This window comes from Aquamicrobium terrae (assembly GCF_052978165.1).
On the sequence record NZ_JBRKLZ010000002.1, the window covers coordinates 894204 to 907421 of the forward strand.

13 protein-coding genes are annotated in these 13218 nt (G+C 60.8%); 4 read left to right on the forward strand and 9 right to left on the reverse strand.

All coding sequences use genetic code 11. From position 1 onward, the window contains the following. Positions 1–76 precede the first annotated feature (76 nt). The 7 genes from ACVCNR_RS21405 to ACVCNR_RS21435 all read right to left on the reverse strand — a co-directional run bounded on the left by ACVCNR_RS21405 (position 77) and on the right by ACVCNR_RS21435 (position 8148). Positions 77–1009 (reverse strand): ABC transporter permease, encoded by a 933-nt coding sequence (locus ACVCNR_RS21405; protein WP_447076409.1) that lies wholly within the window; start codon positions 1007–1009, stop codon positions 77–79. Further along, the gene (locus ACVCNR_RS21410; RefSeq protein ID WP_447076410.1) at positions 1006–2076 is read right to left on the reverse strand and encodes an ABC transporter permease; all 1071 of its coding nucleotides are present in this window, start codon (positions 2074–2076) and stop codon (positions 1006–1008) included. The genes ACVCNR_RS21405 and ACVCNR_RS21410 overlap by 4 nt, the downstream gene beginning before the upstream one ends. Further along, entirely contained in the window at positions 2073–3608 is a 1536-nt protein-coding gene (locus tag ACVCNR_RS21415; RefSeq protein ID WP_447076411.1) for an ABC transporter ATP-binding protein, read from the reverse strand. The genes ACVCNR_RS21410 and ACVCNR_RS21415 overlap by 4 nt, the downstream gene beginning before the upstream one ends. A gap of 74 nt (positions 3609–3682) precedes the next feature. Then, entirely contained in the window at positions 3683–4675 is a 993-nt protein-coding gene (locus ACVCNR_RS21420; protein ID WP_447076412.1) for a BMP family lipoprotein, read from the reverse strand. Between the two features lie 133 nt (positions 4676–4808). Further along, a complete protein-coding gene (gene add, locus ACVCNR_RS21425) occupies positions 4809–5891 on the reverse strand; it encodes an adenosine deaminase (protein ID WP_447076413.1) in 1083 nt (360 codons plus the stop codon). A 61-nt stretch (positions 5892–5952) separates the two neighbouring features. After that, the gene (locus tag ACVCNR_RS21430; protein WP_447076683.1) at positions 5953–6945 is read right to left on the reverse strand and encodes a PDR/VanB family oxidoreductase; all 993 of its coding nucleotides are present in this window, start codon (positions 6943–6945) and stop codon (positions 5953–5955) included. A gap of 147 nt (positions 6946–7092) precedes the next feature. Beyond that, positions 7093–8148 (reverse strand): aromatic ring-hydroxylating oxygenase subunit alpha, encoded by a 1056-nt coding sequence (locus ACVCNR_RS21435; RefSeq protein ID WP_447076414.1) that lies wholly within the window; start codon positions 8146–8148, stop codon positions 7093–7095. A gap of 211 nt (positions 8149–8359) precedes the next feature. Here ACVCNR_RS21435 and ACVCNR_RS21440 point away from each other — a divergent pair, with 211 nt between their 5' ends. Together ACVCNR_RS21440 and gfa are read left to right on the forward strand one after the other, a co-directional pair. Beyond that, positions 8360–9280, forward strand: a complete 921-nt coding sequence (locus ACVCNR_RS21440; protein WP_447076415.1) for a helix-turn-helix transcriptional regulator — start codon at positions 8360–8362, stop codon at positions 9278–9280. 331 nt (positions 9281–9611) lie between these two features. Further along, positions 9612–10175, forward strand: a complete 564-nt coding sequence (gfa, locus tag ACVCNR_RS21445) for an S-(hydroxymethyl)glutathione synthase (protein WP_447076416.1) — start codon at positions 9612–9614, stop codon at positions 10173–10175. On the opposite strand, the gene ACVCNR_RS21450 is transcribed toward gfa, so the two are convergent. Beyond that, entirely contained in the window at positions 10130–10417 is a 288-nt protein-coding gene (locus ACVCNR_RS21450) for a hypothetical protein (protein WP_447076417.1), read from the reverse strand. The genes gfa and ACVCNR_RS21450 overlap by 46 nt on opposite strands. An 83-nt stretch (positions 10418–10500) precedes the next feature. Between ACVCNR_RS21450 and ACVCNR_RS21455 the strand changes: the two genes are divergently transcribed. Beyond that, positions 10501–11916: a carbohydrate porin gene (locus tag ACVCNR_RS21455; protein ID WP_447076418.1), complete on the forward strand. Its 1416-nt coding sequence runs from the start codon at positions 10501–10503 to the stop codon at positions 11914–11916. A gap of 60 nt (positions 11917–11976) precedes the next feature. Next, positions 11977–12177 (forward strand): hypothetical protein, encoded by a 201-nt coding sequence (locus tag ACVCNR_RS21460; protein WP_447076419.1) that lies wholly within the window; start codon positions 11977–11979, stop codon positions 12175–12177. Positions 12178–12204: 27 nt separating this feature from the next. On the opposite strand, the gene ACVCNR_RS21465 is transcribed toward ACVCNR_RS21460, so the two are convergent. Next, entirely contained in the window at positions 12205–13140 is a 936-nt protein-coding gene (locus tag ACVCNR_RS21465) for a LysR family transcriptional regulator (protein ID WP_447076420.1), read from the reverse strand. Positions 13141–13218 lie beyond the last annotated feature (78 nt).

The window sequence follows — 13218 nt, forward strand, 5'->3', positions numbered from 1 at the left end:
AGGCGACATGCTGGCCAGCATGTCGCCTGTTCGAAATATCATGGTAAGAAAATGGTAGCTGTGAAGGCCCCTCCGGTTATTCCCGCGCGTAGGGGATGCCGAGCCTGGTCGGCTGTCCCGAGCGGAAGCGCAAGCCCATCAACAGGCCGATCGAAGCGAGATAGGGCAATGCGAGCAGCAGCTGGTGCGGAACCTGTGCACCTACCACCTGGAGATGCGTGGCCAAGGATTCCAGAAAAGCGAAGGCCGTCACCGCGATGAGAACGCCCTTCGGCCGCCAATTGCCGGCGATGAGCGCGACGATGACGATCCAGCCGCGACCGGCGGTGAAATCCGCCAGAAACCGATCGGAAAACCCGAGCATGAGGAAGCCACCGCCAAGGCCGGTCATGGCGCTCCCCAGCATGACGGCTGCATATTGCCGGGCCGAAACGCTCAGGCCCTTGACATCGAGCGCCTTCGGGTTTTCACCGAGGCAACGCAACTCGAGCCCGTAGCGGCTGCGGTAGAGCAGGAACCAGACGACTGGCACGACCAGCAGGGCGACATAGGTCAACGCACGTTGCGAAAACAGAACCGGGCCAATGAAAGGGATGTCGGAAAGCAGCGGAATGGCAACGTCCTGAAAGCCCGAGAAGATCGGCTGCGCCCGCCCCTGGATGTAACTCTGGAACCAGTAGAGCGTGAGCCCGCCGGCAAGCAGGTTGAGACCGAGGCCGGCGATGAAGTGGTCGACGCGCAGAGTTGCGGTCATGAAGGCGATGATGAGGCCCATAAGCGCGCCTGCAACGACCGCTGCCAGCACCGCAAGCCACAGCGAATCGGTCGCCGTGGCAACCAGGTAGGCGGTAAAGGCTCCCGTGAGCATCGTGCCCTCGACGCCCATGTTCCAGATGCCGGCACGCTGGGTAATCAGCTCGCCCATCGCCGAAAACAGCAGCGGGGTCATGATCCGTATGGTCGAAGCAAGAATGCTGATGATGATCGCTTCCTGGAATAGCTGGCTCATTGGGCGGCAACCTTCATGACGATTCGATAGCGCGCCAGGACGCCGGCGCAGAGGAAGAAGAACAGGGTGATGCCCTGCATGGCCGGCACGAGCGAGGCCGGCACGTCACCAAGCACCCGCATGTAGACGGCGCCGCTCGCCAACCCACCGAAAAACAGCCCGGCCAACACGGTTCCGACCGGGCTGAGGCCGCCGATCATGCCGACAATGATGCCGGCATAGCCAAGGCCGATGAGATTGTCGGCGCGCAGGCGGTGAGCAACACCAAAGAGCTCGATCGACCCGGCAAGTGCGGCAAGCGCTCCACTCGCCATCATGATCACGGTCACCGTACGCCCGATGTCGACGCCTTTGTGGCGCAAGGCCTCGGGGTTGTAGCCCAGGCCGCGGATCTCGTAGCCGAGAGGCGTGCGTGACATGACGAGGGCGCAGATGGCGGCTGCGAGAAACGGCAGCAGCACTCCGGTATGAAGGCGGCTGCTGCCAAACAGCGCCGGCAGGAAAGCCTCACCCGGCAGCATAGGCGACTGGTGGTAGGCGACGGTGCCACCCGTCTCTCCCCACGGGCCGCCCTGCAGGAGCCATGAAAGAAGATAGACGACCAGATAGTTGAGCATGACCGTGGAGATGATCTCGTTCACGCCAAAGCGGTTACGCAGCACCGCGGCAATCCAGCCGAGCCCCATGCCGGCCGCCATGCCGAAGGCGAGAACACCGGGGAAGAACAGCAGCGGCGGCAGCCCGGCAAGCAGCTGGGCTCCGAGATAGCCCCCCATGGCTCCGGCAAAGACCTGCCCTTCCTGACCAATGCTCCATATTTGGGCCCGGAACGCGATGACCGTCGCCAGTCCGGTCAGGATCAGCGGCGCCGCCTTCACCAGCGTCGTCGCCAGCGCCTTGGGCGAGCCGACCGAGCCCTGCAGCAATGCGCCGAAGACCTCTTGGACATTGGCGCCCGTCGATGCGATCAGAACCGCCGATGCCGCCAACCCGGCAACAACGGCTATGATGAAGGAAGCAAGCGTCCAGATCGCGTTCGCCTCCATCCTGCGTTCGAAGACGATCATGCCGGAACCCTTTCCTTGCTGGCCGCGATCTCGCTGCGGCGGCCGGCCATCATAACGCCGACCTCGGCGACCGTGACCTTCTTCGGGTCGACGATGCCCATAATCTCGCCCTTGAACATCACGGCGATGCGGTCGGCGAGGCTGAACAGATCGCTGAGCTCCTCGGAGGCGAGCACAATGGCGAAGCCCTCGGCGCGTTTCTTCAGGAGTTGCGCCTGCACGTATTCAATCACGCCGACGTCGAGCCCCCGCGTCGGCTGATTGGCGAGCACCAGGCCGGAGGCATGCAGGAACTCACGAGCGATGATGATCTTCTGGGCGTTGCCGCCTGAAAGCTTGCCGGCCGCAACCTGCTCGTCGCGCGTGGCAATCTGGTATTCGCCGATCATCTCCCGAGCCAGGCTTGTGATCGCCTCGCGATCCATCAATGGACCCTTGCGGTATTTTGGGCTTCGTTGCCAGCCGAGGACGACATTCTCGGCAACGCTGAATTCTGGAACCAACCCCTCCCGGAACCGATCGTCGGGAATGTGCCCGACGCCACGGTCCATCATCGCCCGAGGCGACATGCCCGCCACCTCCTCGCCCTTGAAGCGGATCGAGCCGGCAGCAGGCCTGCGAACACCGCAGAGCACCTCGAACAGCTCTTTCTGGCCATTGCCGGCAACGCCAGCAATGCCGAGGACTTCGTGCCGCGCGACAGAGAAGGACACACCCCGCAAGATCGTATCGCCCCAGAAGCCGCGAGCAGACAGGCCGTCGACAGCCAGGATCGTTTCGCCCGGCGCCAGTTCGGGCTTGATGATGGTGAAGGACACATCGCGGCCAACCATGAGCCTGGCCAGTTCGTCCGGCGTGGTGGCAGGCGTGTCGAGTGTCGCCACCACCTTGCCCTTGCGCAGGACCGTCACACGGTCCGACTGCATTACCTCGACCAGCTTGTGTGTGATCAGGATGATCGACATGCCACGCGAGCACATCTTTCGGATAATGTCGAACAGCATCCGCGACTCGCCTGGCGTCAGCACGGCCGTGGGTTCGTCGAGGATCAGTATCTGTGCGTCTAGATAGAGCGCCTTGAGGATTTCGACCCACTGCTGGCGGCCGACGGGCAACTCCCAGACATAGGCATCGAGATCGATGTCGATGCCGTATCCTTCACAGATATCCTTCAGCTTCTGGCGCGCCTCGGCAGCGTTCAGCCGCCAGCCTGATCGTTGGGTGCCGACGATGATGTTCTCAAGCACGGTGAATTCCGGAACAAGCACGAAATGCTGGTGGACCATACCGATGCCGTGACGGATTGCGTCCATGGGCGAGGCAATATGCACGGGCTGGTCGCGCAGCAGGATCTCGCCCTTGTCGGGTCGGTAGAAGCCGAAAATGCAGGACGAAAGCGTCGACTTGCCGGCACCGTTTTCGCCGAACAGGCAATGGATCTCGCCGCGGCGCAGATCGAAGTCGACATTATCGTTGGCAGTAACCCCGGCGAACCGCTTGGTCAGGCCTTCGACACGCAAGGCAGTGGACATGAGAGGCACCAAATTTCGAGTGAGCGAAAGCCGCGGCAGGCGGGCGCCCATCGCGGCCGGGCTTTCAATACGAACTACTTGGCCTTTGGATCGGAGACGTCGATAGGCACCTCGAAGCTGCCGGCCATGATCTTGGCCTCGAGGTCGTCGAGCTCCGCCTGGACGTTGGCAGGCACGTTCCCTTGCAAGTCGGCGTTTGGCGCCACGGCCGATCCGCCATCCTTCATCGGAAACCAGTGCTTGTCGGTATTGCCCGCATAGGGCTTGCCTTCGGCCTTGTACGCCCACCATTCATCGATGATCCAGCGAATATCCGGATCCCACTGCGCCACGGCACTCGACAGGATCGTCGAGGGCGAAAACGACTTCTGGTCCTGGAAATTGCCGAAGCACAGGATCTTGGCTTCTTCGCACGGCTTGAAATTGCCGGTTAGCTGGAAAATCAGGTCCGCCCCAGTGGCGATTTGCGCCTTGGTATACTCTCCGGCCTTCGCCGGATCGTACCAGGACTCGATAAAAGCGACTGTGCGCGCCACCGCAGGATTTGCGGCCTTTGCGCCGGCGAAGAAGGCGTTGATCTCGTCATTCACGTCGTCCGCCGGGAAAGTTCCGACCGCACCCAGCTTGTTCGACTTGGTGAGTTTTCCAGCGACAAAGCCAAGCAGGTAGGCCGGCTCGTGAACACGCTTGTAGACCCAGTACTGATTGCCGCCGAGCCCTTCATTGCCCGAACCGACGACCACGAAGAGGATGTCGGGAAACTCTTCCCGCAGCTTCTTCACCTGATCGGAATAGGTACTGTGGGCCCAGATGACGTCATATACGCCGCTTTCGGCAAACAGGCGCATGGCATCTCCGGCATCGTCGCCCCATAGCGGATCGGTGTATTTCCACGTGATCTCAAGCCCATGCGGCTTTGCCGCCTTCGCGCGTTCAAGCGCCTCGATCAGCGTGCCATCCCAGGCACTCTCGATGCCGGCCGAGAGGATGACGGCGATGTTGAGCTTGTCCGGGTCGGCTGCCGCCGAGCGTTCAGGGCTGACGCCAATAATGGCGATGGCAAGCATCGCCAGGACCGCCAGTCTTCTGGCAAGATGTTGGAACATAGGATTTTACCTTTCCCTCTGGTGTCATTGTCTGGGTTGCATCCCGTCTGTTCTTGTTGTTTTGGAGCCGCCTCCTCCTCGAGGCGCCTTGATCTCAGATGATAGCGTGCGTCTCCACCGGCTCTGCCATCAAAAGGTCGATGTCCTTCGTCCACTCAGCGCGCCAGTCACGCTCCGTGCTGTCGTCCAGCCAGGCCGCGTCGAGCGAGTTCAGCGCCAGCGCGGCAAGGGTCGCCCGGTCGAGTGACATCGTATCAGCGAGCAGCCCATACTCCCTGGCAAGGTTCGTCTGCAGCATCGGCGGATCGTCGGTATCGACCACCAGTTTGAGACCGGCATCGAGCATGGTCCGGATCGGGTGGTCGGCGGCGGCAAGGTCTCGCCAGTGGGTAAGGATGACAGTCGAGCTCGGGCAGACCGTGAAGGCGATGTCTTCGGCGATGCAGCGTGCGACCAGACGGGGATCTTCCATGACGCGGTAGCCATGATCGATCCGCTCCACGCCGAGCAGATCGAGGGCGTCGCGCACATTGGCGGCTGGGCCACCCTCCCCCGCATGGGCCGTGAGCCGCATCCCCGCCTTCTTCGCCTTGTCGTAGACCGGCTTGAACGGCGCCGGCGGGAACAGCTCCTCGTCATAATCAAGACCAATACCGATGACCTTGTCGGAACGGAATGGAAGTATCAGGTCCAGGAACTCAAAGCTTCGATCGAGGCTCAACTCGCGATTGATCGCTGGAATGAGCCGCGACACCAGGCCGAAGTCGTGCTCGGCGTCCTCCATAGCCTTGAGGATGCCGGAAAACATGGTCTGGTAGCTGATGCCGACATCTTGGTGCACCTGGGGGCTGAAGAAGAATTCGGTGTAGCGACCGCCGGCCTTGGCGACGTGTTCCAGTGCCTCGTAGGTGATCAGGTGGAAATCGTCTGTGTCGACCACAGAGCGCGCGACGAGATCGTAGACTCCGAGAAAATCGACAAGATTGTCATATCGATAGAGATCCTCGACCTCGCCGAAGTCAGGCAGCGCGACATTGTTCTTGCGCGCCAGCTTGAGGAACGTCCGGGCCTTTACCGCACCGGCCAGATGCAGGTGAAGCTCTGCCTTCGGCAGATTGCGCACGAATTCTTCCAGCTGCATCATCTTACCCTTGGTGGCTTTTTCTTCTCGGGCCAACAGCCCTTGTGCTTCGCTGCCTGGTGAACGTTCAGTGCTGCATGCGTAATATCCTTCTGGCCTAGAGATCGAGGATCAGCTCGGCACTCCGGGCCCGCGAGCAGCACAACGTCATGTGGTCGGCACGCTGCTTGTCCGTAAGCACGAGATCGCGATGGTCGGGCTCGCCCGAAACCACCCGCGTCACGCAGGTGCCGCAGATGCCCTGTTCACACGATACGGGAACGTCTATGCCGTTCTCGGCCAGCACCTCGACGATGCTCCGCCCCGGCGCGACATCGAAGCTGAGGCCGGAGCGCGCCAGCGTGATCTTGAATGGCTGGTCGGCTTGCGCCTTGGGAGCGGAATTGGCGAAATATTCGCGATGCACCGCATCCGCCGGCCAGCTGGCTCCGGCCTTGGCGACCACGGCATCGAGAAACCCTGAGGGACCGCAGGCGTAGAGATGCGCGCCAGCGGGCCGATAGGCCAGCAACCTGTCCAGGCTCAGACGCTGCGCCGCGGGGCCGTCGTCGAGATGGAACCTGACCTTGCCGGCAAAGGGCGAGGCCTCGATTTCGTCGCGAAAGGCCAGTCTATCGGCACTGCGGGCACAGTAGTGGAACTCGAAATTCCCCCCGAGGGCAGAAAGCCGATAGGCCATGGCCAGGATCGGCGTGACGCCGATGCCGCCTGCCAGCAGCAGCGAAAACGCCGCCGCCTCATCGAGTTCGAAGGCATTGCGCGGCACGCTCGTCTCGACAGCATCGCCAACGTTCAGGCCGTCATGGACGTAGGCGGATCCACCGCGACCGCCAGGCTCGCGGAGGACGCCTATTGCATAGCGGTGACGCTCGCGCGGATCATTACGGAGCGAGTACTGACGCGTGAAGCCACCGGGCAGGAACAGATCGATGTGAGACCCGGCCGTAAACGCCGGCAGGAGCGCGCCATCCGACGCGACGAGGTCGATTGCGACGATGCCCTCGGCACAGGTCCATTTGCGCCCGACCTGCAGGCGCAACCTGCCAGACGCCGGCGTGGCGGGCTTGAGCCCGTTTCTCGCAAACGCCATGGTCAAGACGCCCTCCTCCGTTGCCGGGCTGTCCGGCCGTCATCCTGCCATGGTCGGGCACGAAGCCGCGCCTGGCGACGGAAGCAGGTTTCGAAATGGGTCGACATCGTCTTTCCTGATATCTGCAGTTGCGATGGTGCTGTGACATCAACTCGTGATCGGCGCGCCAAGGCCAAAATTGCGCACGAGCCCGCGGCGATACTCGAGCGACATTCGATCCGACGGGACATGGATCTCTTCGGTGAGGTCGAGCGGCAGTTCCTCAGGATGCTGCTCCTCGACCATCGGCTTGTCCTCGTCGTTGATGAGGAGCGAATCTTTGATCCAGTAGTCGCTATCCGGCTCGCCGGTGGAGTCTGTCATCAGTTGGAAAATGCGCGTTTCGCGCGCCGAGACGGGACATACCGTGTCGGCGAAATAGACGACATAGTCCGATCCCTGCGGCTCGATCTTGATCAGCGTGGAGAACGGGTAGGTCAGTTCGTAAGTATAGACCACATCCCGTTCGTCGCCGGCGACGCCATCGTCGAAGCGGTTGAACCCTTCGTGGTAGGGCAGCTCGAAACGCAGCCCGTACCCGGTCTGTTCGACATCGTAGGGGGGGATCGGGTCCGCCGTGCTGCCGCCAAAGCTCTGGGTATGCACCCAGGGGAAATGAGCCACGTCGTTGAAGTTCTCGACGTGCCGGCTGGCCGCCGCATACCAGGTGCCTTCAGGCACATACACCTTCCGGAGAGCGGGGTTGGAGATGCCGTCCCAGTCGGGCAGCTGCCAGATGGGTTCGCCCTTCAGGCACGTCCAGACGATGCCGTAACGCTCGACCGATGCGTAGGTTTCCAGGCGCAGCTTGGGAGGTATGCGCCCTTCGGAATTGGCGATCGAAGGAATCTTGGAACAGGCGCCGTCATGCCCAAAATGCAGCCCGTGCATCGGACAGACGATCTGGTCGTCATCCATCCAGCCGGCGCTGATGCGGGTTCCGCGGTGCGGACACAGATCGCGAGCCACGGTAATGCCAGCCGAGGTCTTGTAGATCACCAGGTCGACATCGAGCAATTTTGCGCGCACCGGCTTGTCGGCGATGTCGTGGACGAAGGCAATCGGATGCCAGAAGGAGGCCAGGATATGCCAGTCGCTGGCGGCAAATGTGCAGCCGCGCGGCAGGTCGTTTCTTGTCTTGGAATGGTCGGCTGGCAGAAACACGTTTTTCCTCCGGAGGATGCGTCTTGCTGGCATGTCCAGGCGGCATGATCGGCTCGCCCGTTGCTGAAGGGAGTATTCAGCAGCCCCTGTTTTCACGGAATACCTGCGCTGGCCGAATTCATATCTGAAATTAAGATCAATTTATTCTAATCTTTGATGAGATGCCTAGCCGTGGTAGAAAACGCATGGCACGGTAAGCGAGGCCTTGGCTATGCGCGCATTCATCGACAATGGTCGGGGCTTCGCCTTCGGTGAAGCGATATATCCGGCCGGCGGCGTCTATGGGCCGCTGAGTGATCGTTATGTGACCTTGCTGATCATCCACGAAGGCAAGGTACGGGTCGTCTGCGACGACGAGGAGACCGTATTGGGTGGAAGGAGCTGCGGCTTCTTCCGCAATGAGAGAAGCCTCTCCATCGAGTATTCCTACGGAAGGCCCACTCGGGTGAGCTGGTGCGAGGGCTATGCCGGCGACCTCAGCGAGGCACTTGCCTTACGGTTGCGCTCGTTGCCCAGCCGGATTCCCCTGCCCCAGCGTATCGAAAGCATTCAGCGCCTCGGAGTGGAGCTTGGTGCGGGTTCGAGCTCCAATCTCAACCAGCTTCGCAACGCATTGGGCGAGTCGATCTTTCTCGCCTATTTCCATGAAGCACAGATGTCCGAGCAGGAGCGGCTGACGCCGCGGTCAGTTCTGCGCGCCCGCTTCTATGTCGATGAGAACTATGAGAAGGAGATTACCGTCGACCGCCTCGCCGCCCTCGTGGGCGTGACGCCGCAGCATCTGGTTTCATCGTTTCGCAAGCACTTCGGCATCACGCCAGTGCGCTATCTCTGGCAAGTGCGGGCCGCGCGCGGCCACTTCCTTCTGTTGCAGACGGCCCTGCCGATCTCCGACATCGCCTATCAGTGCGGCTACAAGAACCCGTTTCATTTCTCGCGGCAGATATCGGAACAGTTTGGAATGTCCCCGCGCCAGGTTCGCGAAAACAAAGGTTACCGTGTGGCGAGCGATGTCGCCGAAGGCGCCGGCGACACAGCCTATGGCATGGCGCTTTCCGACACCACGGTGCTCCAACCCAAGGAGTCACCGAGGATGACAGGCGAAGATCCGGTCGATACCATCGGCAGCTAGCCCGCTGCCTGGCGGCAGCAGGATCGACGCCGTCAGTTTCAGTTCCGTTGGCAGTGGCTCGCGGTCGTCCGAGCACAAGGAAGGCGCTCAACCCACGCTGACACAGTAGGCGGGCAACGTGCTGCCACCCACTTCGCTTTCATTGAACCGGGATATGAAAACGATAGCGCCAGACATGGCGCATATGCCGATAGTGCCCCAGTTTTCCCGGAGCATCGGTCTCGGCTGCCGCATAATAAAGTGTTATGCTTACCATCGCCGATGCAGCGACCTTCAAGCTGCGGTCGGCCGAGCCCGACAGCCGAAGCAAGTCCCGGCTATGGAGGAAGACATGCTGTCACTGCACCCTGCTATCGACGATGGCGTCAAGCCGGGAACGGGCAATTTCGCCGGTGGAACGCTGGTCTGCGACTGCGCCGAGCGCCCGGTGAAGGTAAGGATCAAGGGAGATGTCGCACACAACCATGCTTGCGGCTGTACCAAATGCTGGAAGCCGGATGGCGCGGCCTTCTCCGTTGTCGCTGTCACTGCGCATGAGAATGTGGAGGTTCTCGAGAACGGCGACAAGCTCGCGGTGGTCGACGCAAGCGCGCTGATCCAGCGTCATGCCTGCACTGCATGCGGGGTCCATATGTATGGCCCGGTTGAGCGCGACCACCCGTTCAAGGGGCTGGATTTCATCCATCCGGAACGGTTCCAGGAGGCAGGCTGGGCCGCTCCAACCTTCGCGGCCTTCGTGTCATCGATCATCGAATCCGGCATCGACCCCAAGGAGATGGATGGCGTTCGTGCAAAGCTCGCCGAACTCGGCCTCAGTCCGTACGATTGCCTGTCCCCGGCATTGATGGACTACATCGCCACCTGGACGGCGAGAAAGAACGGCGTGCTCAAGTAGCCACCCAGGCGGCCGGGTCTTTCGCCCGGCCGCAGCCTGTTCAGAAAATTTTGGATCACCGGTAAGATCAAAGCAAATTTGGTCGCATTAACTGCCATACTGACCCAAAGCGGTACACGCCAAGTCCTTGCACCACCTCTCATCGAGTGGCGCGCGAGTTGTCTCGTGGTTTCATCAAGGTTCATCAGCTGCGCGATGGCCATGCCGAACGCGGCGTCGAATTCAGCGAAGACGCTCACCATCTGAAGCGCCGCTGAACACGGCGCAAGCGTTCGCTCCCACCCGGGAATTGGGATTTCTGACCCATGTTCTGGATTCCTTGCCCATGACTCTCCCGCACCGGGAGTTAAGCTCACCGGCAATGGATCCTACAGGTGGAGCGAGCCAGGGAACGAACCTGATACTTCATGGGGGCCAGATCACCGTCCCTGTCAGCATTTCTCCTCAACGCGACAAGGAACCCACTTTGCGCCTTGGACTTTTCAACGCTCTTCTTTTGTTAGGCACCGGATTGATCCCGAATGGGGATGTTCGTGCTCAGCCATTGAGCGTCCCCCCATCCGAAACCTCCTCCCTGTCGACCCGTCCTCGCCTTCTGGAAGACGAATGGCGGGCCGAGTTGCCTGATCGAGGCATCGATATCGAAGCGTGGCTGACCCAGTTCTATCAGGGAGCGGTCGCCGGTGATGGCTCCCGCCAATGGCAATACGGCGGCAAGGGCGATCTATTCGTCACATTCAACGGAGAGAAATTGGGGCTGTGGCCCGGCCTCTCTATCGCAGCGCATCTTGAGTTGCTCTACGGCGACGGCGCCAATGCAATGGGTAATCGGGTTCTCTTGCCGGTCAACACGGCGCTCGCATTCCCACGCCTCGGCGGCAGCGATCAGGATCTGTCGATCGTCGTGTCGCAGGCGTTTAGCGAGCGCGTCTCGGTCAGCTTCGGCAAATTCAATATGCTCGACGTTCTCGCGAATACGCCTTTACTTGGCGGCGGCGGCACCACCACTTTCATGAATACGGCGCTTGCCGCCCCGATAACCGGCGTGACACCGCCTTATCTGGTTGGCGCCAATCTCACCATCAGGACCGATCCGATCATCTGGACCGCTTTCGTCTACGATCCACGCAATGCGCAAGACAGCGACGTGCTGACGGACCCCTTCAGCGAAGGCATGACCGGAATGCTGTCGGCAACCATCCCTTACCAGATCGCGGGTCGCAGCGGCTTCTTTGGCGCCAGGGCCATCTACAACAATAAGGAAACCACCGACCTCGGAGATGTCCCCGGACTCGTTCTCCCGCAAGGAAGTTCGCAGTTCATAGGAACCAGAAAAGGAAGCTGGTTCGTGGGTGCATCATTCCAGCAGTATCTTGTCCAGAACCCCGGAAACCCGCTGGAGGGTTGGGGCATATTCGGACAGGTCGGCATCTCCGACGGCAATCCTAACCCGATTGAATGGAGCGCCATACTCGGAATCGGTGGAACGAGCTTCCTGCCCGGCCGGAACCTCGACCGCTGGGGCGTTGGCTATTTCCGCTATTCGCTGAGTTCCGATCTGCGCGACGGTCTGGCCTCGATCGGCGTCGAGCTGCGCGATGAACAAGGTATCGAGGCATTCTACAATGCGGCGGTCACGCCGTGGTTTTCGGTAACAGCCGACTTGCAGGTGGTGCGGCCGGCTGTTTCGGATGCATCGACGGCCGTGACCGCCGCGGTCCGTACAAAGATAGCTTTCTAGGACCAATGGTCCGAAGACGAACAGGTCATGTGCATCTCGTTTTGCTTGATGGAGGTTGAAATGGCTATGAATTCATCGTCCCCGCTCATCAACAAGGTGATCGCCATTGTTCTTGTCGTGATCGGATTTCTCATTCTGGCATCCGGCTATCGATATGGATCGCCGTCGAGCCTTGTCGGCGGGTGCATCGTTCTGGTCATCGGCGTCGTTCTTCTGATCGCGACGGTTATCCGCAGGAACAGGCAGGATCACACAAGCTGAGTGCCACTCTGGCTCGACGCTTCGCTTCTATCTCGAAGGTTGGAACTTTTCACGGGAAGCTGTTGCCTGTTCAACGATGAATTCCTTCATCCTTTCGGTGCGCAGACGATAACGCGGGTTTTCGTGTGTCACGATGAAGTAGGAGCGCAGGAAGCTGATCTCATCAGGAAGCAGGCGCACCAGTTCGGAATGATGCGCGGCGATGAAGCAGGGCAGTAGCGCTACGCCAACCCCATGGCAGGTAGCATCGACTTGCGTGAGGATGTTCGAAACCTGCAGGTCGGCATCCCGGTGCGGCAGGTAGCCCCGCAGGTAGTCATGCGCGGGAGTCGGCATCAGGTCGGGGATGTAGCCGATGATGAAATGACGGTCCATGTCGGCTGGCGAGCGGATTTCCTCATGCGATTGCAGATAGTCGCGGCTGCAATAAAGGCCGTATTCGTAATCGCACAGCTTGCGTGACACCAACGGTCCAAGCGTCGGACGTCCCATCATGATGGCAATGTCGGCCTCGCGCTTGGTGAGACTGACGATGGACGGATCGGCGATCAGTTCGATCCGGATTTCGGCCAGTTCCGGCGGCAACATGGGCAGCCGCCTTACGAAGAAGTTCGATGAAAAGCCCTCGGGCATGGTCAGGCGCAACGGCCCGGCAAGGCTGTTTACCCTACCGGACACTTCGGTCTGGATTCGGATGACAGAACTTTCCATCTGCTGCACCTCGGCCGCCAGCCGCTCGCCAGCCTCGGTGATCTTGTATCCTGAGGGCGAACGTTCGAAGAGCGGCACGCGCAGGCTCGCTTCCAGCGCGGTGATGCGGCGACTGAGCGTCGAATGGTCGAGGCCAACGCGCCGCGCCGCCACCGTCAGCCGCCCCACGCGGGCAACAGCGAGAAAAGCCCGCAGATCGTCCCAGTCGAGATCGAAGGTATGCGATTTTGTGCACATGCGCGTTGTGTGCATGCGAATTTACAGCAAGGCAAGCGGTTTGTAGCAACCCCTATCGTCTGGGTGGACCTGTGGAGGGGTCGCCAGGACCGA